General features: G+C 59.2%; 29 protein-coding genes. 9 read left to right on the top strand and 20 right to left on the bottom strand.

What is annotated here, in order from left to right:
• Positions 1-2: 2 nt before the first annotated feature.
• From proB to hisA, 10 genes are all read right to left on the bottom strand, one after another.
• Entirely contained in the window at positions 3-1,118 is a 1,116-nt protein-coding gene (gene proB / locus ACLM45_RS03180) for a glutamate 5-kinase (protein WP_415411336.1), read from the bottom strand.
• On the bottom strand, positions 1,115-1,624 hold the full coding sequence (locus ACLM45_RS03175; RefSeq protein ID WP_415410534.1) for a YqeG family HAD IIIA-type phosphatase: 510 nt from the start codon (positions 1,622-1,624) through the stop codon (positions 1,115-1,117). The genes proB and ACLM45_RS03175 overlap by 4 nt, the downstream gene beginning before the upstream one ends.
• Positions 1,624-2,166: a DUF3727 domain-containing protein gene (locus ACLM45_RS03170; protein ID WP_006041454.1), complete on the bottom strand. Its 543-nt coding sequence runs from the start codon at positions 2,164-2,166 to the stop codon at positions 1,624-1,626. The genes ACLM45_RS03175 and ACLM45_RS03170 overlap by 1 nt, the downstream gene beginning before the upstream one ends.
• Before the next feature lie 20 nt (positions 2,167-2,186).
• Complete coding sequence (ruvX, locus tag ACLM45_RS03165; protein ID WP_006041453.1) at positions 2,187-2,642, bottom strand: Holliday junction resolvase RuvX; 456 nt, start codon at positions 2,640-2,642, stop codon at positions 2,187-2,189.
• 23 nt (positions 2,643-2,665) lie between these two features.
• Positions 2,666-3,730, bottom strand: a complete 1,065-nt coding sequence (locus ACLM45_RS03160) for a hypothetical protein (RefSeq protein WP_415410532.1) — start codon at positions 3,728-3,730, stop codon at positions 2,666-2,668.
• A 51-nt stretch (positions 3,731-3,781) separates the two neighbouring features.
• On the bottom strand, positions 3,782-4,948 hold the full coding sequence (locus ACLM45_RS03155; protein WP_415410531.1) for a F420-0:Gamma-glutamyl ligase: 1,167 nt from the start codon (positions 4,946-4,948) through the stop codon (positions 3,782-3,784).
• 61 nt (positions 4,949-5,009) lie between these two features.
• Positions 5,010-5,546: a thylakoid membrane photosystem I accumulation factor gene (locus ACLM45_RS03150; RefSeq protein ID WP_006041450.1), complete on the bottom strand. Its 537-nt coding sequence runs from the start codon at positions 5,544-5,546 to the stop codon at positions 5,010-5,012.
• Between the two features lie 61 nt (positions 5,547-5,607).
• A complete protein-coding gene (locus ACLM45_RS03145; RefSeq protein ID WP_415410530.1) occupies positions 5,608-7,224 on the bottom strand; it encodes a DUF3685 domain-containing protein in 1,617 nt (538 codons plus the stop codon).
• 45 nt (positions 7,225-7,269) lie between these two features.
• The gene (locus tag ACLM45_RS03140; RefSeq protein WP_232199026.1) at positions 7,270-7,647 is read right to left on the bottom strand and encodes a Fur family transcriptional regulator; all 378 of its coding nucleotides are present in this window, start codon (positions 7,645-7,647) and stop codon (positions 7,270-7,272) included.
• Between the two features lie 143 nt (positions 7,648-7,790).
• On the bottom strand, positions 7,791-8,561 hold the full coding sequence (hisA, locus tag ACLM45_RS03135; RefSeq protein WP_006041447.1) for a 1-(5-phosphoribosyl)-5-[(5-phosphoribosylamino)methylideneamino]imidazole-4-carboxamide isomerase: 771 nt from the start codon (positions 8,559-8,561) through the stop codon (positions 7,791-7,793).
• A gap of 79 nt (positions 8,562-8,640) precedes the next feature.
• Here hisA and ACLM45_RS03130 point away from each other — a divergent pair, with 79 nt between their 5' ends.
• Complete coding sequence (locus tag ACLM45_RS03130) at positions 8,641-9,564, top strand: NAD-dependent epimerase/dehydratase family protein (RefSeq protein WP_415410529.1); 924 nt, start codon at positions 8,641-8,643, stop codon at positions 9,562-9,564.
• On the opposite strand, the gene pgsA is transcribed toward ACLM45_RS03130, so the two are convergent.
• Positions 9,530-10,078 (bottom strand): CDP-diacylglycerol--glycerol-3-phosphate 3-phosphatidyltransferase, encoded by a 549-nt coding sequence (gene pgsA / locus ACLM45_RS03125; RefSeq protein ID WP_415410528.1) that lies wholly within the window; start codon positions 10,076-10,078, stop codon positions 9,530-9,532. The genes ACLM45_RS03130 and pgsA overlap by 35 nt on opposite strands.
• A 31-nt stretch (positions 10,079-10,109) precedes the next feature.
• Between pgsA and ACLM45_RS03120 the strand changes: the two genes are divergently transcribed.
• The gene (locus tag ACLM45_RS03120; RefSeq protein ID WP_415410527.1) at positions 10,110-10,580 is read left to right on the top strand and encodes a CBS domain-containing protein; all 471 of its coding nucleotides are present in this window, start codon (positions 10,110-10,112) and stop codon (positions 10,578-10,580) included.
• Here the strand turns inward: ACLM45_RS03120 and ACLM45_RS03115 are convergent.
• On the bottom strand, positions 10,577-11,773 hold the full coding sequence (locus tag ACLM45_RS03115) for a hypothetical protein (RefSeq protein ID WP_415410526.1): 1,197 nt from the start codon (positions 11,771-11,773) through the stop codon (positions 10,577-10,579). The genes ACLM45_RS03120 and ACLM45_RS03115 overlap by 4 nt on opposite strands.
• 77 nt (positions 11,774-11,850) lie before the next feature.
• Between ACLM45_RS03115 and ACLM45_RS03110 the strand changes: the two genes are divergently transcribed.
• Together ACLM45_RS03110 and ACLM45_RS03105 are read left to right on the top strand one after the other, a co-directional pair.
• On the top strand, positions 11,851-12,324 hold the full coding sequence (locus ACLM45_RS03110) for a L,D-transpeptidase (protein ID WP_415410525.1): 474 nt from the start codon (positions 11,851-11,853) through the stop codon (positions 12,322-12,324).
• A 17-nt stretch (positions 12,325-12,341) separates the two neighbouring features.
• Positions 12,342-12,623 carry a hypothetical protein gene (locus ACLM45_RS03105; RefSeq protein ID WP_415410523.1) on the top strand — a complete coding sequence of 94 codons (282 nt, stop codon included), beginning with the start codon at positions 12,342-12,344 and terminating at the stop codon, positions 12,621-12,623.
• A 2-nt stretch (positions 12,624-12,625) separates the two neighbouring features.
• Here ACLM45_RS03105 and ACLM45_RS03100 read toward each other — a convergent pair whose 3' ends face one another.
• Together ACLM45_RS03100 and pdeM are read right to left on the bottom strand one after the other, a co-directional pair.
• Complete coding sequence (locus ACLM45_RS03100) at positions 12,626-14,077, bottom strand: hypothetical protein (protein WP_415410522.1); 1,452 nt, start codon at positions 14,075-14,077, stop codon at positions 12,626-12,628.
• Positions 14,074-14,796, bottom strand: a complete 723-nt coding sequence (gene pdeM, locus ACLM45_RS03095) for a ligase-associated DNA damage response endonuclease PdeM (protein ID WP_415410520.1) — start codon at positions 14,794-14,796, stop codon at positions 14,074-14,076. The genes ACLM45_RS03100 and pdeM overlap by 4 nt, the downstream gene beginning before the upstream one ends.
• 45 nt (positions 14,797-14,841) lie before the next feature.
• Between pdeM and ACLM45_RS03090 the strand changes: the two genes are divergently transcribed.
• On the top strand, positions 14,842-15,030 hold the full coding sequence (locus ACLM45_RS03090) for a hypothetical protein (protein ID WP_415410518.1): 189 nt from the start codon (positions 14,842-14,844) through the stop codon (positions 15,028-15,030).
• A gap of 63 nt (positions 15,031-15,093) precedes the next feature.
• The gene (locus ACLM45_RS03085) at positions 15,094-16,185 is read left to right on the top strand and encodes a transporter substrate-binding domain-containing protein (RefSeq protein ID WP_415410517.1); all 1,092 of its coding nucleotides are present in this window, start codon (positions 15,094-15,096) and stop codon (positions 16,183-16,185) included.
• Positions 16,186-16,208: 23 nt separating this feature from the next.
• Here the strand turns inward: ACLM45_RS03085 and ACLM45_RS03080 are convergent, their stop codons facing one another.
• Entirely contained in the window at positions 16,209-16,445 is a 237-nt protein-coding gene (locus ACLM45_RS03080; RefSeq protein WP_006041435.1) for a ribbon-helix-helix domain-containing protein, read from the bottom strand.
• An 87-nt stretch (positions 16,446-16,532) separates the two neighbouring features.
• On the opposite strand from ACLM45_RS03080, the gene ACLM45_RS03075 reads away from it, so the two are divergent.
• Both ACLM45_RS03075 and ACLM45_RS03070 read left to right on the top strand, forming a co-directional pair.
• Complete coding sequence (locus tag ACLM45_RS03075; protein ID WP_415410516.1) at positions 16,533-17,129, top strand: PCC domain-containing protein; 597 nt, start codon at positions 16,533-16,535, stop codon at positions 17,127-17,129.
• The gene (locus tag ACLM45_RS03070; RefSeq protein ID WP_006041433.1) at positions 17,126-17,338 is read left to right on the top strand and encodes a DUF6737 family protein; all 213 of its coding nucleotides are present in this window, start codon (positions 17,126-17,128) and stop codon (positions 17,336-17,338) included. The genes ACLM45_RS03075 and ACLM45_RS03070 overlap by 4 nt, the downstream gene beginning before the upstream one ends.
• On the opposite strand, the gene ACLM45_RS03065 is transcribed toward ACLM45_RS03070, so the two are convergent.
• From ACLM45_RS03065 to ACLM45_RS03055, 3 genes are all read right to left on the bottom strand, one after another.
• Positions 17,326-17,523, bottom strand: a complete 198-nt coding sequence (locus ACLM45_RS03065) for a hypothetical protein (protein WP_006041432.1) — start codon at positions 17,521-17,523, stop codon at positions 17,326-17,328. The two genes, ACLM45_RS03070 and ACLM45_RS03065, sit on opposite strands and share 13 nt — an antisense overlap.
• Positions 17,524-17,571: 48 nt before the next feature.
• Positions 17,572-19,053 carry an iron uptake porin gene (locus tag ACLM45_RS03060; RefSeq protein ID WP_415410514.1) on the bottom strand — a complete coding sequence of 494 codons (1,482 nt, stop codon included), beginning with the start codon at positions 19,051-19,053 and terminating at the stop codon, positions 17,572-17,574.
• A 120-nt stretch (positions 19,054-19,173) separates the two neighbouring features.
• Positions 19,174-19,983, bottom strand: a complete 810-nt coding sequence (locus ACLM45_RS03055; protein ID WP_415410513.1) for an ABC transporter ATP-binding protein — start codon at positions 19,981-19,983, stop codon at positions 19,174-19,176.
• Positions 19,984-20,018: 35 nt separating this feature from the next.
• Here ACLM45_RS03055 and ACLM45_RS03050 point away from each other — a divergent pair, with 35 nt between their 5' ends.
• Complete coding sequence (locus ACLM45_RS03050; protein ID WP_006041429.1) at positions 20,019-20,234, top strand: hypothetical protein; 216 nt, start codon at positions 20,019-20,021, stop codon at positions 20,232-20,234.
• On the opposite strand, the gene ACLM45_RS03045 is transcribed toward ACLM45_RS03050, so the two are convergent.
• Complete coding sequence (locus ACLM45_RS03045; RefSeq protein ID WP_415410511.1) at positions 20,222-20,647, bottom strand: NUDIX hydrolase; 426 nt, start codon at positions 20,645-20,647, stop codon at positions 20,222-20,224. The two genes, ACLM45_RS03050 and ACLM45_RS03045, sit on opposite strands and share 13 nt — an antisense overlap.
• Before the next feature lie 7 nt (positions 20,648-20,654).
• Positions 20,655-20,903 carry a hypothetical protein gene (locus ACLM45_RS03040; protein WP_006041427.1) on the bottom strand — a complete coding sequence of 83 codons (249 nt, stop codon included), beginning with the start codon at positions 20,901-20,903 and terminating at the stop codon, positions 20,655-20,657.
• Positions 20,904-21,022 lie beyond the last annotated feature (119 nt).

The raw sequence follows: 21,022 nt of genomic DNA, 5'->3' as shown, positions 1-21,022 counted from the left end.
GTTCAGGAGGCTGGCTGGCGGATCGTAGGTGTGATCAGCACCATGGCGTCGCGGTGAATCACAACGGGGGAACCTCCGATGGTTCTGGGTCTGGATGATTGATTCATGCTTAACGAGAGTTGTTCACTGTCAATCGATGTCAGGCCGCGGGCAATTTCCAGCCCATCAGGGTCCAGCACGCGCACGGCCTGATTGGCGCTGAACTGACCCTCAATACCGGTGATTCCCACCAGAAGGAGGGATGCACCTCGTTGCTTTACGGCCCTGCAGGCACCGCTGTCGATGGACAGACTCCCAGTGGGCTGGAGAGCGTGGACCAGCCAGCTTTTGCGGTTGCCCAGGGGTTCGGGGTGGGGATGGAAGACCGTTCCGCCCCGCCCTCCCTGAAGGATCTGGCGCAGTCCGTTGGGGTCGCGTCCGTCTCCAAGATGGACTGTGATGCCGCTGGCTGTGGCGATGCGTGCGGCTGCCAGTTTGGTGGTCATCCCACCGGTCCCCCAGCGGCCACCGACACCGGCGCCCTCTTCCAGTTGGGCGATTTCAGAGGGATGATGCACATCAGTGATTGGTGTTGCATCCCTGTCAGAGCGTGGATCAGCGGTGTAGAGACGGTCCACGTCTGTGAGCAGGATCAGTTCATCGGCGCCCACGGCTGATGCCACCAGTGCCGAGAGGGTGTCGTTGTCGCCGAAGCGCAATTCGGCAGACGACACCGTGTCGTTTTCATTGACAACTGGAAGAACACCCCACTGCAGCAATTGGTGCAGGGTCGCTGACGCGTTGTGGTAGCTCCGGCGGTCAGCCAGATCCGAGCGCGTCAGAAGCACCTGCGCCACAGGAATGGATCGGTGCGACAAGGCTTCCTCATAAAGGCTCATCAGATGCCCCTGACCGATGGCTGCAGCGGCTTGCAGGCCGCTGACGCTTGTCGGCCGATTTGACATCCCGAGGCGTTGACACCCCAGTCCGACAGCTCCTGAGGTCACGAGAACAACCTTGTCACCGTGTTGCATGCTGTCCGCCAAGCTGCTGGCCAAGAGCGCAATGGCATCAGCTGTTGTTGCACCAGGTCGTTCCCTCAGAAGGCTGGTCCCAACCTTCACAACCCTGAGCTTCATCGACATGGACTCCCGAGCAGGAGTGCCAGGCGGCGTTCCAGGCGCTGCACGCGATCGTTCTGACAGGGGAACCCCTCAGCATTGGGAGGTCTGACCAGAACTGTGAACAATCCCAGGCGGTTGCCAGCCAGGACGTCGGTGAAAAATCGATCGCCAACCATGGCGATCTGCGTGGAGGGGATTGGAAGTTGTTCGATTATCCGGCTGATGGCTCTCCTGCGGGGTTTGGACGCACCGCAAGTGAAGTCAACCCCGATTTGATCGGCAACGGCTTTGATCCGCTGTCTTGAGGGGTTGTTGCTGACTAAGTGCAGATGCAGTTGTCGTGAGGCGTCAACCAGCCAGCGGCGCATCGCCGGTGGAAGCACGACATCCTTCCCAGGCAGAAGAGTGCGATCCACATCAAGGAGCAGCACCTTGATTCCTCGGCCTAGCAGGGGTTCAAGTGGCAGATGAGCCAACGTGAGACCAGGGTCCCAGTCGGGCCGTAACCAGTGACGCTGCATCACTCGGGTAGATCACGCTCGTCGAGCTCAGCTTCGATTCTGGGCTGGATCCTGTCAAAGTCCTCCCCTTCAACGAGAACGGCGCAACCGTCGTCCATGCGTGCCACGACAAAAAATGGATCGAGAGGGATGTAGAGCCCATATTCCTGATCCTCAACGAGGAAACTCACCAGGAGTTCGTACGTTTCGGAATCATCGTCTCCTTCTTCGTCTTCGTTGTCCTCTGGATCGGGTTCATCGAGTTCACCATTCACAGTGAGGGTGACGGCCGAGCGCACCAAGGTGAGGTCGTGTTCCTGCAGCACAACATCAGCAACCGAGAGGATCGGCTCACTACTGGCAATGCTGTCGATCAGCTGGGGATCTTCGCCATCGCGGAGCTTGAACAGGCACACGGGTGTGTCCACTGGTGTGAGCAGGGCAAAGTCCTGGCCATCCAGTGGGATGAGCTGCTCTAGAAAACAGAGCAGATCGCGTCCCTCGCTGTCCTTAACGAGAACGGTGGGGACTTCACCGCTGGAAGACGGGCCGCTTGAACTCATGGGGTCGTGGATGGATGTGATCAGGATCCTTCATCAGCCTCATTCCCGCCACGTTCATCGGGCGCTGCTATGACCGGTTTCACATCCGGGCCCTCCGCTAGCCACTGTTCCAGCAGCAATGCAGCGGCTGCACTGTCGAGCCGACCGCTGCGATCTCCCTGCAATCCATGGCGTTCAGCTGCTGCCCAGCTGCTGCTGTGTTCATTCACAAAGGCGAGAGGAAGACCGAGATCTCGGGCGATCCTTCGTCCATAGCGTCGGCAGTGGTGGGCCTGGTCTGTGGGCTGTCCCTGATCATTCAGGGGGAGCCCCACCACCAGTCCTTTCACATTCCGGTGTTGGCAAAGGGTTCGTAGGTGATGGAGATTCTGTGCATGGGAGCCACGGTGCAGAGCCGGAAGGGGTGACACCGTCAGGCCCAGGGCATCGCAACCGGCGAGTCCAATGCGGCGCCGGCCGACGTCGAGACTGAGCATCGAGCGGGGAACAGGCCGAGGATTCAACGCCTCGGTGCCAGGGTTGGGGTAGGCAGCGGCGGATGCTGCGGCTGCAGATGGCCGAGCATGGTCTCCAAAGAGCGGAGGCCTCCCGGTTCTCTCTGACTGACCCTTCTCCACAGGCTTCGCCCCAAGAGAAGCTCCGATTTCTCAGATGTCCAGCCAAGGCTTTCCAGCTGCTTCTGCATCCTGTGATCGTCTTCATTCACGAGAAGCTCTGGGGTTCGGCCCCGTACCACCCATCGGAGGACGATGTCACTGAAAGCCGAGCTGATTCGTGCATCCCATGCGGGACCGCGCACGAATTCGAAACGGCACGCGTCTAACCCCCAAGGTCGGTTGAGGAGCCCGGCGATGGCCACCGGTTCCTTGTCAACCCCCGCCATCAGCACCAACGATCCTTGCCGGCGATCCAGTAGGTCACTCCAGTGCCTATCAATGATATGGCGGTGCTGGGGACTGATGCTGCTCTGCTCAAGCGACAACAATGGCTTCACATTGCTCCGCGAAATCGGACTCCACCGAACACCGTCAGGTAAGCCCAGGGTTTGTTCCTCTGGAGCCGATCGGTGCTTCTGCGGGGCTGTCCAGATGCGGCGTTGAAGCAGTGGCTGAAAACCTGACTCCCGCAAGACATCCAGCGTCATGCGATCCAGTGGGTCACACCGCACCAGCCAGCTGGGCGATTGAGCCACAGGATCCTTCATGGATTCCTGAATGAGGAGTCGCAATGCCTGCGGGCGGCTGAAACGTTCAGGGCTTTGGAACTGAAGAAGATCCAGATGCCAACAGGTAGAACGGCGATTTCCAGGCCGAAGCAGGGCAAGCGCCAGCAGTCGGTCCTGATGGATGGAGGCCGTTTCAAGCAGCGAGAGCACCCGGGTGGTGCGGGTCGTCAGCGGTGAGCGGATCAGACCTCCCAATCCGCTGGCCCAGTTCTGAACCAGCAGAGTTTGCAGAGTGGTGTTCGGCAGCCCTTCGTTGCACTCTCCGTTGTGGGGGTTCCTGGCGATGTGACCCGCCTTCAGTGGTTCGATCCGAAGCCGGAATCCCGCTGACTGTCCCACCGCAGGCCTCCTGCTTCTACCAAATGTATCGCCGCCGTTCTCACTTCGTGTTCATGCAGGGCGCACCAACACCAGAGGCGTGCGCTCGTTGGCGTTTCCTGCGGGATTCGGTTTCAAAGCGAGGTGAAGCAGTTCCTCGTCACATCCACGGCTCGACGCCAGCACCTTGACGCGTCCGAGGTCATTCACATCAACGATGGCCACTGAAACGCCGAGGGCTGCAGCCGCTTCATCACACAGGCGCTCAGGGTCCTGTGGCCCCAGCACGATCGTTTGGTCGTAAGGAGGCGTCGTTCCGGTGATGTCATCGATCAGGCGGGCCTGTTCGCCAGCCAGTCGATAGAACCAGCCACGCTGTCCCAATGGTTTGAGTAGAGAGCCGACCAGCCAGGCCAGCAACACCCGGGTGGGTCCCACCTGGTCGATCAAGGTCTGCAGACCGCAGGCGGTGGCCAGGCTGCTAGTGGGGTGAAACACGCGACAAAGCAGCCGGGCCAGCCATCCCGGACTGATCGTGGAGGGATGGGCATAACGCCCCTGGATTACCGCCACTGGTGTCTCCCCGATCGTGAGGATGTCGCCCTTCTGAAGCAACTCGCCGGCATAGTGACGCAACACCTCGATGGAGTCATCGAGAGGTCCGAGCAGATGGGTCTTCAACGGCAGCACCGAGCATCCTTCGCCCGATCGGAATGCAGCCTGAGCGGCTGCCATGACCGCCGGTCGGCGCAGGGGCACGACCACACCCTGGCGACGGTTTAAGCGACCAAAGGGTCCGTAATTCACCCACTTCACGTCCACCCAGACCGTGTCCACCCTCTTGCCGACAGGTGCAGGTGCGTCACCAGTCAGCGTGATTGCCACGTGGACCTTGGTGCTCTTGTGACCCTTCACGATGTATGCGGGCCAATAGCCATCGGCCCGTGTGTCCTCGTCGGGGTGCTGCGGTGTGATTCGGGTGGAGGTCACGATGTCGCGCAGATCGGCGCTGCCGATCAGGGTGGGGTGGACCTCAAGTTCCGGAACCATCACCTCCATGCGCGCGTGGGGATTGCTGATCTCCAGCCACCCCTCCATGACCAGAGATGCTCCCCTCTGGTTGATGGACCAGTCGCTCTGACGCAGCACCAGAGGGGAAGCGGGTCGGAGTCGATGACGTGCTTCGATCCAGGCGATTGCCAGCCCCAGCAGCAAGAGAATCAGCAGGAGACCATCCATGAAATCGCCGGTCCTGGACCGGAAGCAATGGCGCGCAGCGTAAGGCGTCCGAGCCGGGGGCTCAGCGGGTGATCACCTCGGTGTTGAGCTCGTTGAAACTCAGACTCGTACTTCCGCCTGTGGGGGCGGGGATTCCGGTCGCAGCACTGATCGCCGCATTGATCTCTTCGAGAGGCACCTGTCCCTCTGAATCAAGAATCACTGCACCATTGCCGTCGAGCACCACCACCTGAGGAACAACTCCTTTCCAGTAATGGGCAGGGTCGCTCTGACCCTGGTCACCGCGATCCTGCAGGGCATCGGTGGTGAGGGGCAGCAGGTCCACGCTGTTGCCCCAGACGCGCTGCAGTTCCGATACTGATGAGGAAAACACCTTGCTGGTGCTGCTGTCGTCGAGGTAATAAACCAAGACGCTGGTGCGGCCTGCGGCCTGCGATTCGGCCAGGGTTGTGGCGGGTGGAACCAACGATCCGTTGCCTGCGTACAGAGCGAAGATGTTTCCGTCGTAGCTGTCGGTCTCCCTGGCAGCTTGTCCAGGGAGTGCCATCAGAACCAAAGCAAGAACCATCGAAAGGGAGCGAAACAGGAACCCAGCCATGGTTCAGCAGAAAAGACAACGCATTCTGAACCCTTCTCTCCGCACCCTGTTAGCTCTGCGCTCAGCTTCTCCCGAGGCTGCGCCCCATTCCCTGGGCAATGCCCCGGCCGATGAGACCGATCGCGCGACCGACAACCTGAGTGAGAACCACCACCATCAAATCACCGAATCGCTTCACCAGACTCTGCACTTGGGGAGCGATGGCATCGCGGGCTTCAACCAGAAGGGCGACCTGCTGTTGCCACCACTGCAGCTGTCTCAGTTCCTCATCCCTCGGTTCCGTCAGCAACAGGGGCTCGATCTGGCCTGAGTGCAGTCTGTACAGCAGTCTGCGACTCTCGTACAGGCGGATCGGACGTTCAATCCATTCCTGCCAACGGGACTGACTGTTGAGCTGGTTGCGCAGCCGCTCGAGTTCACGGGTGGAAATCAGCGCGTGATCCAGCAGATAACGACGCAGTTCAGGCCACTCGCCGCAGACGCCTAGCAACTCGCCTCCGATCAACTCCGCTGTGCGAACCAGCCAGTTGCTGATGAGTGTCTCGAGCTGGAGTAAGGCCCTGGGATCGTCGGAGGGAAGCAGTTTTCCGTCCACAAGAACGGGTTGGTCCTGCACCAACGCCGCAAGCATGGTCATGGGGTCGGGAAGTTCCTCATCGCCTCGCAACAGATCGGTCCGTTTCAGTAGCTCCTCTGCAACCGGTTGCATGGATTCGCCGAAAGGCACGCGCACGTAGCTGCCCGCCACACTGCGTAGAGCTTGTTGGCGGACCTCCGGCTGCAGGGCATTCCATCGCGTTCTCAGGTCCTGTTGGCTCAATGGAGCCGCGGGGGCTTCATGCCGTAGGCGCAGCAGCACGGCATGAAGTTGTTTGAGCAGGGCCAGGAGCAGATCGCGGCGACGCTCCGGAAGCAATCCCTCGATCGCGAGCAACTGTCCGGTGCCATTGCCCAGGCCTCCGCTTACGGCGGTTTGAAGCCGGTCCTGGATGGCCTCCCATACCGCCTCCGTGTTGCGATCACTGAGGCTGAGACTGATGCTTTCCGTCGGCTGCGAGAGGGCAACGGCATCGTCAAGACCCATCTGGAGAGGCCCCCAGAGCCACAGCAGCAGATTGCGCGCACTCAACAGCTCCCGCCGGCGTCCTTCCAGCAGCAAGCGCAGTAGCGACTGGTCGGGTGGAGGATTCAAGAGTGCCTCGATGACCTGCAGATCGGCACTGATCTGCTGCAGACCGCTCAGCAGCAGCCAACTGGCAGCGCCGACAGGCTGGCCTGGATGCTCAGCAGCCGATGCGCGGGATTCGATGTTGAGCACCCGGCCCCCCTGCAACAGGCGATGGATGGCGGAACGCAGACCCTCAAGATCGGGATCCTGAAGAATCCCCTCACAGTTCAAAGCCAAAAGCTCCCTTGGATCACGGCTGAAATCCGAGGGAAGAAGAAGCAGGATCGGAGCCGGAGTCCAGCGTTGCTGGAGCTGGAGAATCTCACGATCAAGAAGGAGTGGCTGGCTGCGGCCGGGGAGCGACCAGATCACCAGGTCGGGGTGACCCTCCAATGCATCACTGCTGCGCCGAATGCTGAGGGGATGCTCAGCGGTGGAGAGTTCAGCTACGAGGCTTTCACCGAGTAGGTCGGGAGCGAAAAGGAGAATCTCCCTGGCCTGAACGTTCACGGTGCTCAGCTCTGATGCCTACAGGCGTCAAGGTAACGGTCCTGTTCAGGATCCTCCAGTGGTTTCTGCACGACGGCCACTGAGCTGAAGCGTGTAGGACTCGATCCTGTAGCCGGTGCGCTGTTCAATTTCCTGAAGTAAGGCCGGGGGAAGTTCAACGTCAAGATCTTCTATCGCGCCGCTTTCCAGGCAAGTGATGTGGCTATGGGGGTCATTGCGGTACCCATAGAGACGACCACTGGCACGATCGAGACACTCGATAACTCCAGCGCTCTGCAGGGCTTCGAGATTCTGATAAACCGAGGTATGGCCAATGCTCCGGCCCCTCTGGTTCAGTTTTTCGAAAATGTCCCTCGCACTGAGATGGGTTCCCTCGCTCCAGAGCAGATCCAGCACCATCCTGCGTTGTCGGCTCAAGCGCATGCCGAGTGTTCGGCACTGCTCGAACGCTTGCTGAAGGCTCCTGTGTCTGCCTCCATCCTGAGTGAGGGGTGACACGAGCGGAGACTCCACAGCGGTAGTCGGAATGACTTCACTTTAAAACCCTCCCCGGGAGGGTGCATGGCTCAGGCGAAATCCTGAAGCAGGTCCGATGGGGGATCTTGAAGCCGGCCATTCGCCAGTGCTCTTAACGCTTCGCCTAGATCAATCCGTCCGTCGTAGAGCGCACGACCAACAATGACGGCTTCGACCCCGAGCGGTTCCAACGTCAGCAAGGCCAGAAGATCGGCCATGCATCCCACACCACCGGAGGCGATCACAGGAACGGAACTGGCTTCAGCCATCTCTCGAAGGGCCTGCAGGTTCGGTCCCTCCAAGGTGCCATCGGTGCTGATGTCAGTACTGATGATCGCTGCGATGGCGGAGGCACTGAAGCGGCCGGCCAGCGCGGTGGCTTCAGTGTTGCTGTCCTCGAGCCATCCCTTGGTGGCTACCTTCCCGTGGCGGGCGTCGATGCCCACCACGACCCGCCCGGGATGGCGCTCGGCCAGATCCATTACCAGCTGGGGCTGCTCCAGGGCCACGGTTCCCAGGATCACCCTGTCGAGACCACAGGTGAGCAGAGTCTCCGCCCGCTCCGCAGTTCTCACACCTCCACCGAGTTGAACGGGGATCGTGAGTGCTGACGTGATCGCACGGATGGCGCTGTCGTTGGCAGGTTCCCCACTGCGGGCTCCATCGAGATCCACCAGATGCAGCCGCTCGGCGCCCTGTTCCTGCCAGCGCATGGCCTGGGCCACGGGGTCATCACTGAAGCGAGTGACCTTGTCGTAATCACCTTGGTGCAGACGAACGCAGCTGCCCCCCAGCAGATCGATGGCGGGAATGATCTGCATGGCCGGGTCAGGGAACAACCCCCATCCTGCATGGCTGGGTTGAGCGCGCTTCAATAGCTGCCGATCCGCTGGACTGACTGTGCAAATCCTGTTGATGGGTGGGACCCGCTTTGTTGGGAAACCTCTCGTGAGTCGCCTTCTGCAGCAGGGTCATCAGCTCACCCTGTTCACTCGTGGTCGGCAGCCCCTGCCCGACAGTGTTGAGTCCTGCGTCGGTGATCGCCAGGACGACACCGCCCTGGAGCAGCTCCGTGGCCGCCGCTTCGAGGTGGTGATCGACAGCTCTGGACGGACTCTTGCTGACAGCCAAAAGGTGATTGAACGGACTGGAGCTCCCTCCCACCGTTTTCTTTACGTGAGCTCTGCTGGGGTTTACGCCGGCAGTGAAAGCTGGCCTCTTGATGAGCAGAGTCCGCTGGACCCGCAGAGTCGCCATGCCGGCAAGGCTGAAACCGAAGCCTGGCTGATGCGTGAGGGGATTCCATTCACGAGTTTCCGGCCTACCTACATCGTCGGCCCCGGCAATTACAACCCGGTGGAGCGCTGGTTCTTCGACCGCATCGTGCATGGGCGCCCGATCCCACTTCCGGGTGATGGAACCACGATCACCCAGGTTGGCCATGTGGAGGATCTTGCTGAGGCCATGGCCCGCAGCCTTGAAGTGGATGCCGCCTGCAACCGCATTTACAACTGCTCGTCCCATCGCGGAATCACTTTCCGAGGTCTGATTGCTGCCGCCGCCGAGGCCTGTGGGCGCGAGTGCGCTGATCTTGATCTGCGTTCATTCGACCCCAGTGGTCTGGATCCGAAAGCCCGCAAAGCGTTCCCCTTGCGGCTCAGTCACTTTCTGACCGATGTCTCCAGGGCGGAGCGCGAACTTGCCTGGATGCCCCGGTTTGATGCTGCCACCTCAATGGCTGACAGTTTTCAGCGGGATTACCAGCTGAACCCCACGCCCAATCCTGAGTTCAGCGGTGACGATGCCCTGCTTTCGGCGGCGTGATGTAGGCCAGCCCAGACCAGAGAGCCAGCCCCAGGGCTGGCCAATAGAGGCTCCAGCCCAGCTGACGCAATCCCAGGACGACTGGACCGGCCCCCCAGCTCGGAGGCCAGATCAGCAAAAACAGGCTTAGGAATTGCAGGGTGGTTTTTGTTTTGCCGAGCCAGGAGGCCGGAGCTCCGCTCTGGCTTGCTGATCGCCAGCCCGAAATCAACAGTTCCCTGGCCAACAGAAGCCAGACCGACCAGAGGGGGAGGACCTGCTCGCTGGCGAGCCAGATCAATGGAGCGCTGATCAGAAGCTTGTCCGCCAGGGGATCGAGTCTGGCCCCCCAGCTGCTGCCGCCATCGGCCTTGCGGGCCATCCAGCCATCAGCCCAGTCACTGAAGGCACCCAGGAGCAGTAGGACCCAAGCCGTTGAGAGCTGCTCGGCGGCAAGAGCCAGCAGCACGGGGGCGCCCAGAACAGCACGGAACAGGGTGAGTCGATCCGCCCAGGATCGCCAGGGAGAGATCAAGGCTCAGAATGCGTTCAGTTGATCGGGTTCCATGGTGCTCCAGCAGACGGTCGGGGAGGTGATGTCCGCTCCGGTGCTGACAGTCACTCCTGCCACGCCCTTGAAGGATGCCGTGACCCTGTTGAGTGACCACCACATCAGTGGTGTGCCTGTGGTAGGTGATGACGGCACTCTTGTGGGTGAACTCACCGAACAGAACCTGATGGTGCGCGAAAGCGGGGTGGATGCGGGGCCTTATGTGATGCTTCTCGACAGCGTGATTTATTTACGCAATCCCCTCAACTGGGATAAGCAGGTTCACCAGGTGTTGGGCAACACAGTGGCCGATCTCATGAGTCGTGACAGCCACTGCTGTGCGCACTCCCTGCCTTTGCCGAAGGCTGCCTCCATGCTCCACGAGAAAGGAACGCAGCGATTGATCGTGGTGGATGAAGAGCGCCGGCCTGTTGGCATGCTCACCCGCGGTGATGTGGTGAGAGCCCTGGCATCCGCCCAGCCCTAGCGCTGGGCGAGGGGCTGGATGCGGATGGCAATCGGCTTGATCAGCCGGAAGTCCACCATGTCGCCCACCTTGAGATCAGCGAACACTTCATCTTCGAGTTCAGGACGAATGTCCAATTTGTGAATCTTTCCGAGGGGACCGCGCAGGGTCACTTTGTTATCTGTGCGTGATAGCCGGACGACTTCGGCGGTTCCGGTCGCCATGGCGACCCGCGTTCCCGACGGGAGTGGACCGAAGTCATCTCCGAGTCGGCGATCTTCCCGCTGGAAGCTGAGTTTGGTCTGGTTCGAGGGCCTGAGATCCACCACCAGGCCCTGGAGAAGCTCGATGGACACGTGATCTCCAGATTTGAGGCCCGCTGCGGTGGGATCGATTGCACTGGTCAGCAGGCTGGTGTGGCCTTGGGCACCTTTCACCTCGATCACTTTCTGACCGGGAATGATTCTTTGAATCGTGGCCTGCAGCTGAGCCAGTTCGAAGGCTTCAAGCAGTTCGCTCTTGAGGGCCGCGCCGTCATCGATCACGGTGCTGACCATCGGCGCCTGTCCGTTGAACCTGTAGCTCTGCATTGCCGCTTCTGATGCAGGGAGCTTGCGCACATCGATCGCAAGTGGCTGGATCAGCCGGAAGTCAACGGTGTCTCCGACCTTGAGGCTGTCAAAAGGGTTCACCCCGGGTGTGGGGACCACATCGAGGTTGTTGATTCCGCCAAGAGGACCCAGCAGATCGATGGAGTTGTCCTTGGCATCGATGCGGATCACACGGCCGGTTCCAGATGCCAGAGCCACGCGCATGCCTTTCTTGAGCCTGCCCATGTCCATGGGCAGGATGATGTCTTCGCGATTGAAGCTCAAATCACTGCTGGAACTTGGTTCAAGTTCCACCACCAGGCCGTCGAGAATGGAGAGGTTGACTTCGTCCCCCGCTTTCAGGCCAAGGGGAGTGAGATCGATGCCCACCGTCAGGATCTCTTTGTGACCGTGGGGATCGATCACCTCGATCACTTTCTCTTCGGGCAGAGCGGTGGTCACCGTGGCTCGCATCTCGGTGACTTCAAATGCAGCCAGCTCTTCGGGTGAGAACCCTGCATTAGCGGCAGGAGCCAGCAGAGCCGTGAGTCCAAGGCCTGCACCGATCACACCCCGCAAGGGTCCGCAGCGGAGCAGGGATCGGAGAGCGGAGGTGGGAGACACGGGAAAGTCTGATAAGTGGGGTGACGCTAGCCCGACCCGATTTAGGTCACAATGGCCGCGCAAACGCGAATTCAGCCATGCCCTTCCCTTCCTGGCGCATCGCCCTGCCGGCGGGGCTGGCCCTGTTGTGCGTGGGCTTGGCTCCGATGCAGGCTCGGGCTGAAAAAACCATCGAGATCAGCCTCAAGCAGAGATACCTCACGCTGTTTGACAACGGCAAGGTCGTGGAACGCTTCCCTGTCGCCATCGGTGCTCCGGAATCTCCGACCCCCGCAGGCAGTTACGCGATCACGCGCAAAGAAGAAGCTCCCGTCTACCACAAGGGCGGCAAGGTCATCGCACCCGGTCCGAAGAATCCAGTTGGTGTTCGCTACATGGCTTACTTCCAGATCGGTTCCGGTGAGTACGCGATCCATGGCACAGCCTGGCCGAATTGGGTCAAGCTTCGTGCCGCCGTCAGCTTGGGATGCATTCGCATGCTCAACAAGGATGTCGTCACGCTCTTCCAGCAGGTGGATGTCGGCACCCCTGTGGTCGTAACTACCAACTGAACTTCATCAACTCAGCCATGTTCAAGCGCTTATTTCCCTCCCTGCTGATCACAGGGTTCGCCTCCTTGGCCACATCGGCAGCTGTGGCCTATGCGATGAAGGAGATGCCGGAACAGAAGTTTCTCGATCAGGTCGAGGGTCCCGGTCATGTTCTGATCACCGCCAAAGGGGTGGAGGCTGTAAACGCGGAAGCGCGTCGCCAAGGTCTGCAGTTCCCGGCGATCGGTTACTGGTCCCCAGACAATGTGTGTTTTTCCAAGCCCCCACGTGGGGACTGCAACGGTCTCTTCCGCCGCTGATTTCAGGGGAGGGAAGGTGGAAGAAGCGGAGGCGGTGGCGCGCCAATCAATGTTCTCCCACTCTCTTCTGACTGAACCAAGTCAATAGAGTCAACGCTCACATCATCGTTCTCTAAATCTGACTGAGCGGGCCTGACTTGAATATCGGGTTCGATCACTTCGGGTGGTGGTAGATCCGGAGGCAGATTGATCTCAAATGGAGGAAGAGCTGGGTCCAGCTGTTCGGTCAGCCCGTCTCGAGGAGGCTGTTCAAGCAGAACCAACGGGTCAGCGGTGATTGGCGGCTCAGGCAGCGGAGACCGATCTCTGACCTCGGGCGAATCTGCAGACTCCGTGTTGCTGTCTCTTGTTGTTGGTTTCGGTGTCCAGATCATCCGGGCGATGGGTTCAACCCCTTGCTCCATCACCCGGTTGAGACCAGCCAATGCCCTGTCAGCAAGACGCGTTCCAACCAACTGGGCGCAGTCCAACGGTCCGCTGCAGGATTCCTGAGACTGCAGGCGTTCCGAAAGATTGGCCATCAGGCCTCCCTGCAGCTGGTTGCGCCGTTCACTCAGACGGAGGAGGTAGGGGACGTGGACAAAACTTGTCGCCCCTCCGCTGATCCAGTTGGCATCTTCCTCTGTGAATCCCTTCACCCCAGGGATGATCAGACGGCTTTTGGACGCATGGTCTGGCATGTAGGCCGCAACCAGTCCACGTCGCCGCGCCAATTCCTTGGTCTGCTCGAGAGTGAGGCCGTCCTTGCTCATCAGCATTTCCAGGCGTCCGTCACTGCGCAGGCCGAAGATCATCCTGATCCGTGGCAAGTAGTAGCGGATTCTCTGCCCCATGCTGATGCTGTAAGCGCCTTTGTAGCTGTTAGGGGCTTGCTCAAGATCGTTGTAGATGCTGTGCAGTCCACCGATGAACATGTCGTAGGTCTGCTCGCGTTCGGGGTTGAGTTCTCCGTAGCCGAAGTCCACACCTCCGTCGTTCCGGATTCCAACGAAGGCCCTTTGGCGGGAAGCCGTGCGGTTGCGCCCTCGCCAGATGCGTTGACCAAATTTCAGATCGCCTAGAGGAACGGTGATCTCCTGTCCACCGTTATCGATGTGACGTTCGTACATTGGACCGGACACGTAGGCCAGCGCTGCTGAGTCCTCGAAGGCATCCTGTTCGCGATCCCATCCTTCGAGCAGACCCAGCCTGACTTTGCGTGGGTCGAAATCGAGGGCGTACACCTCATCATCCGGTTGGTACCTGAAGGTGCCAAGCGCGTCACCTTCAATCTCTTTGTCAGTGCGCGGCGTGACGTCAAGATCGTGAGTCCTTGGTGCGAGCGCCAGCAAACCTGCAAAGACAGCGAGTGGAAACCCGAGAACCAGCCATCGTTTCCGTAACCCAAGCCCTTTCCTTCTTCGCTGAGGCCGCCGACGTTCTTTGCCGGTCGCGGGTGCAGTGTTCCGTTTCACCGGGCCTGCCGTCGCTTTTTTGGTTGGGGTTCGGGAGTGAGCCAAGGAACGATGGTGCCCTCGGCCACCAGCCATTTGCGGTAACGGTGACCGCAGTCATGCCCTCCCGTCAACTCTCCGAAGGCAGGAATCAGCATTCGCTGCTCGAGTTTGTCGAAGGCGAAGCACGGAAGTCGCAAGCGGTCAGCACCATGGCGCAGGGTTACTGCTGGATGAATATGGCCGCAAACATTAAGTAGTTCGGCCTTGTCTGGGCCTTCTTCGGGTTCGTGGCTCAACCAGAGTTCGCCCAGGCGGAATGCTGTTGTTCGGGGAAGCACCGGCATTTGCAGGTCCCTGTCGTGGTTCCCTCCAACCAGAAGAACATTGGTTCCAAGCCGTTCAGACAACGTGGCTAGGTCGTGCATCAACCGGGGTGTGAGCCCTTGGCGACCATGAATTAGATCGCCCAAAATAATGAGTCGGTCGGGATTGAAGGTGATACAAATCTGCTTGAGACGCTGGAGCGTTCCGCGATCCTCATCACTTGGCACTGGAATACCAAAAGCCTGAAACACCTCGGCCTTCCCGAGGTGGAGATCAGCCACTAGAAGATCTCGGCTCGCCTCTCTCCAGATCCCTCGATCCGGCAGAAGCACAAGCTGTTCCTCACGCCAACGCCAGCTGAAGCAGCCCGCCGGGATCGCCGAATCTGCATCTGTAGCGTCGATGGCAGCCAATGAGTCCCTTGATCGTTCATTGTCGACTCATTCTGGGTCGGTTGAATGTCACGTGCTTCCCAACCCTTCGCACCTGCAGGAGAAACTCTGTATTGGCTCCAGCGTCGATTGATGTCTCTCGAGCGGCAAGAGCGCTTTGAATGTGCCTATGCCCTGAGGATGGAGATCGCGGAGTGGATTCTTGGAGCTGAAGATGGCAATCTCAAAGTTCCACGGTTTCCCGAACCTCAATGACACTCGCCTTGCTGCTGGCTTTGCTCGGTTCGCTGATCGCCATGGGTTTCATCGTGAGGCGGCTTGAGCACAACGGCTGAGGCGGTGAAGGTGAAGGTCGCATTTCTTTTAGCGGGTCTAACGGCGCTCGCTTGGCCTGCAGATGGTCTGGCCCAAACCCTGCGTGTGGGTGTGAGTGGCTCTCCCCCCTTCGTGATGAAGGATGGCGGTTCATTGCCCGGTATCAGTGTCCAGATCTGGGCTGAAACTGCTGCACGCCTCAATAAGCCCTACAAATTGGTTCGATTTCCGACCACCGAGGCGAATATCGAAGCCGTGGTGAATGGACAGGTGGATCTCGCCATCGGGCCGATCAGCATCACCCCTAATCGACTGGCTAACCCCAAAATCGATTTCACCCAACCTTATTTCCACGGCACAGAAGATCTGCTGTTGCCGTTGCGAGCACCCGGGCTCTTGGAACGACTTCGCCCCTTTTTTGGTTGGGCGGCGTTGTCCTCAGCTGGCGGATTGATGCTGCTGCTGTTTCTGGTTGGGAATCTGATTTGGCTGGCGGAACGGCGGCGGAACGCCGCTCAGTTCCCTCGTCACTACCTCAGGGGTGTGGGTAACGGCATGTGGTTTGCCCTGGTGACGCTCACCACAGTGGGTTATGGCGATCGGGCTCCGCTCTCCAAAACCGGTCGCGCCGTCGCAGGCGTTTGGATGGTGATGTCGCTCCTGGCGCTCTCATCCATCACTGCGGGTTTGGCCTCAGCGTTCACTGTCTCGCTGACTCGACTTGACCCATCGGGCGTCCGCGAAAAGTCGGATCTACGCGGAAGGACCGTTGCTGTTGTGGATGGAACGTCCAGCCAAACCTGGGCGAAGATTTATGGGGCGCGGGCGAAGACAGCTTCAACACTGAATGAAGCCATTGATTTGCTCAGCAAGCAGGCGGTCGAAGCGGTGATTTTCGATGGAGCGCCCTTGCGCTACTACCTCCAGCAAAATCCTGGAGCTCCTTACAAGATGGCCCCATTCAGTCTTGCGAATCAGACCTTCGGTTTTGTTGTGCCTATCGATAGCCCATTGCGGACTCCGATTGATGTGGTGTTGCTCGATCTGCAGCGCAAGGGAGAGGTGAAAAAGATCACGGATTCTCTACTGCAATGACTGGGATCGTTCAGATTCAGCCCTTAAAGCAGCGTTCCATGCCTGCGCAGGCCATCCTCGATTAAAAATGTGGCGAGACTGCTGCAGCTCCGGCCTTCTGCCAGTGCCTGTTGCTTGAGTCGATTCATCACGCCGGCAGGAAGGGTGACATTCACCCGTTCCGATTCAGCGGCCTCAGCGACCTGTCCGGCAGTGATGTCCTGATGCTCCGACTGCAGCTGTTCCTGGAGTTCATGGAGCAATGTCTGAAGGAACGACACGTTTTCGTCTCGCTGGCGTAACGCTATCGTATCGTAATGGCTGATAGTCGTCTGACGTTATTCTGTTGCGGCTTTCTCAGGGATTGAATGGAGACTCTGACCCTCAAGCTGGAACCCGGTCAGGATCTTCATCAGTCCCTTCATCAACTTGCGTCTGATCACCAGCTCAGCGGCTTCGTTCTGGGGGTTGTTGGCGATCTTTCAGTGGCCTGTTTTCAGTGCCCCGGTCAGCCCCATCCCACCCAGATGCGAGGCATTTTGGAAGTGATCACCTTGAACGGCACGCTGTCACCACAAGGTGTTCATCTCCATCTCAGCCTCTCGGATGGAGCTTGTCAGGTTTGGGGTGGACATCTCGAACCTGGAACCATCGTTCACAAGGGTGTCCAGCTGCTGGTCGGGCTGAATGAATTACCAGGACAGAGCCAACCAACCAGCAACGAGCGGGTCGAGTTGGCTGTTCTCCAAGGTTGTCCCTGGTGCCATCGAGCGCGCCAGCTTCTCGAGCGGCAAGCGATTCCCCATCGCATCATCGCTGTCGACTCCGACAGCACCTTCGAAGCCTGTCAGAGACGCAGTGGGCTCAGGGTGTTTCCCCAGATCTTTGTTGATGGCGACTTCTTTGGCGACTACACCGCCCTCCATCAGCTGCATCAGAGCGGTCAGATTGATTCCCTTCGATGAGTGAGTCATCGGATACCGGACTTTGGTCGCACAAACCATGGTGGTGTCAGCCATGGACGATCGTTCTCACCGGCCTGATCGTGGTGGGTGGCAGCTGGTTGATGCTCCACCGCCTCTGGGTGACAGGCTCCATCGCGATTGCTGTGGTGTGCTGGTGGGTGCTGTTTCTCGTGATCGCACCAGCCGCTTACCGCAATCAGTCACGCTGAGCCGCTCGAAAGCGTTGTTTCTCCTCCAAGAGTTCGGCTTCTAATTGTTCGATCAGCTGGGTGACGAGCGCCTGAAACTCAGGTTGGCATCCACGGAACGCGGCCTTATGACGGATCGGTTCATTGCGTGTGCGTAGATCGGTCAGCATCAGCTGAAGAGCATCGATCCTGGCGTTGCTGTTCAAGATGTCACGTCAGACGCGTGGCGAGGTTATGACATCGGGAGCCACGCATCAGAAGCGCACAGTGGTTTTCATCAAAGCGCCCAGCTGGCTCAGGGACGTTCCTCGGGGCGTATCAGCCCCGAGAGGTCGGCTGAGATAAAAAACGGCTGGTGTAACGCTGATCGAATCCGAGATCGGAACCATGAACCACCCCTCCATGGCGAAACTCGCATCGTCAGGAGTCGCCCCACCCTTCAATGCCGTCGCAAAGATCGGCTGGCCGACGGCTAGACCCAACGACGTGTCGTCCAACAGCCAGTCGGTCCACTGCAGCGCCACTGTCCACGACTGGGAGATGGAAACCAGTCCCTCGCTGTTCACACCGTTCTGGTAGCGCGTGCTGTTCCAACCCCAACCGGCGCTGATGGACGGAACCCATCCCTTCCTGGCCGGTTGCCAGTAACCACTGAGTGCCGTGCTTGTTGTGATCCCCGGTTGGTTGAAGCTGCGAAGAGTGAAGGGGCTGGCGTAGTCAATGATCCCGAATCCGTTCTGAATGGTTGCCAGGGCAGCCGCGATTCCCCACTGATCAGCTGCGTAACCCACCTGCGCGGTTGCGCTGCTGCCTGCATCCACCCCGAAGAGTCCAGATCCGGACGATCCGCTTTCGCCTTGTCCGGCGATGTAGTTGAGGCTGATGCTCAGCGGCCCCCGCTCCCACATCACACCGCCACCGGCGCCAAGGTTGCTGCTGTACGCACCCGAAGCCCCTGCCTGGGTGAAGAGATCCAGAACCGAGTCTTCGGGGTAGACACTGGGCCACATCGCCAGCATCACGCTTTGATTCACACGACTACCAACGGTGAAAGTCCAGTTCTCCCCAACTGGGAACTTGTACCAGGCACGATTGATGCCGAGCTTATTGGGATTGGGTCCCTGCTGGAAGGCCACATCCAGCTCTGAAAGTTGACTCGGTCCACCACCACCGAAAGTATTTTGATTTGAATCGAGATTGCCAGCTCTCAGACGGACATTGAGAACATCCTGGCCCGTGAAGCTCGTGCGCAGGATCAACTTCTCGTCATAGCCGACGATCGTCGCTCCAAAGCTGCTGCGAATGTCGTTGCGCTGCGCTGCGGAGTTACCGCCGAATGCATTGGCCCCGATAACCAATGTGGTGACTCCTTTTAACTGAGTCGTGGGCGAGAACGCTGTGGCTTCAAGGCTCCTGACGGCATCATCCAGGTGGTTCACGCGCTTGTTGCGCTGTTGAATCAGTTCATCGCTGAGTTCATCGAGCAATCTCTGGATTGCTTCGCTTGTCGATCCCTGACGTTGTAAACAGTCCTGCAGCAATGAAGCCGCCTGAACACGATTGAGCGAATTTGTTGGAGAGATCTCAGTTGTGCAGCCAGCGATCTGCAGCAGACGCGCCAGATGGGGCTCAAGAGGGGTAGGAGACAGGGTTGTATCGACGATTTCCGACCGACCGGAATGAGCGCTCAAAACACTCAGGAGGCCATAAAGCGCCAGGGGCAGCAGGCGTTTCATCGGGCGTTAGGAATCAGACAATGAGCCAGGGTTGACCGAGGCCAGATTGCCAACACCTGGCTCTTTTCTCTCTGGGCATAGGCCTGTTTCATGACCTCTTCGATCAAGCCATCGCTGGGGTCATGCTGGTACGACCTGCCGAAAACCAGCGGCTTCCAAAACCTTCAACGGAGTCTCGAAAAGATCGGACAGCACGCCATCGTTGAGGACCTCTGCTGGTGCACCATCCACAACGACACCACCCTTGCGCATTCCCACCACCCGGTTGATCTCAGGGATGATCGTGTCGATTTGATGGGTGATCAGGATCAGGGTGGTTCCGCTTCGGCACAGCAGCCTCAGCTGGGCCAGCAACCCGTGCCGGGCTCGCAGATCAAGGGCGTTGGTCGGTTCATCGAGAACCAAGACCTGCGGCTGATGCACCATGGCTCTTGCGATCAGCACCCTGCGTTTCTGTCCTTCGGACAGTCTTCCGAAAGAGGAGGATTCAAGCTCCTTAAGGTTGAACTGATTCAGGAGTGCCAAGGACCTTTGAACCTGCTCTGGGTTGGGATCAAGACCGCGTCTAAGCCCGATGGCTCCGAAGAAGGCGGAGTGCATGAGTTCACGGCAGGTCATTGCATCGGGGATACGTTGCTGCAGCTCCGAATCCACCACTCCCAGACGCTCACGCAGGGCCCAGAGATTGATGCGCTCCTCGCCGAACATGCGCAGGTAGGACTGCGGTTGAACCACGGGGTGAAGGCAGCGACTGATGAGCTTGACGAGCGTGCTCTTGCCGGCCCCGTTCGGACCCAGAATCGCTGTGGATTCACCGATCCAGAGACGCAGTGACAGATCCTCGACGATGCGTTGACCTCCAGCCCAGGCTTCAATGCCCTGAAGGTCTAGCCATGGTGCGTTTTGATGGCTTGCGTGCTGAAGGGGCATGGAGTGATTGTGGCTGCTGAGCCGATGGGATCCCGATGATCAACCGCTGCAGCCGATGCGGCTCCACCAGTTTCCGTGCCGATCGGTCTCTCGGAGGTCGTCTCGTTTGCTCCCATTGCGGGACACCTGCTGGCCAACGCGTGCGAAGCGAGGGTCGCGCCTCGGTCGGGCCGCGCCGCAAAGGCATCAGGTTCTGGGTGATTCTGGCCCTGATGGCACTCGTGCTCGTTCTGGTTGTTCAGTCGCTCTGAATGTCCTGAAGTCTGCCGGTGAGCAGCTTCAGGGTTGGCGCCAGGGGGCGGAGTTCATTGAGTCTGGGGCTCAGAATCTGCCCAGTTCGCAGCTCTGCAGCGGAAGCCAGCACCATGTCCTGCCCTTCATTCAGTTCAAGCAGGTGAAGATCTCTTTGAAGCTCTCCCAGGAACACGTGGGCAGTGCGTTCGGCGGTGCTGTATCTGATCCACAGCCTGACGTTGGCGGGGCACCAACCGATTTCTTCGATCAGCTCCCTTTGAAGTGCCTGTTCAGCGGTCTCCCCTGATTCAAGGTGTCCGCCGAACAGGCCCCAACATCCAGGAGCCGCGATGCCATCGATGTCGTCACGAAGCTGGAGCAACCAACGTCCATGACGTCGGAGCATGGCAATGGAGACATCGAATGGCATCGGCTGCTCAGAAGATGCCGAGCTTCTTCTTCTTGCAATATCCGGCGCCGATATTCATCCAGCCGGACAGGCAGGCTTTCCCGTTGGTGGGAGCCACTTCGTAATAGATCGGCGACACGCAGGTTGTTCCAAGGGTGTTGACGTAACCCAGCGGACACTCCTCATAGCCGGGAGCCTTGGGGATCTCTTTCTGCGCTAGCGCTGACGCTGGAGTCAACAGGGGAGCGAGTGCCGCCAGCCAGATCAGCTTTTTCATGAATTAAGCAGGGTTGAAAACGGGCTGAAATTAACAGGAAATTGATTCGGTCGTGGTTCAGATCACAGGCAATCATTGACGCAGATGCGTTCAATCATTTGTTTAGGCACCTTCGGCGA

The sequence above is a fragment of the Synechococcus sp. A10-1-5-9 genome, assembly GCF_047716785.1.
Taxonomy (GTDB): Bacteria; Cyanobacteriota; Cyanobacteriia; order PCC-6307; family Cyanobiaceae; genus Synechococcus_C.
This window is presented reverse-complemented; position numbering and strand designations above follow the sequence as displayed.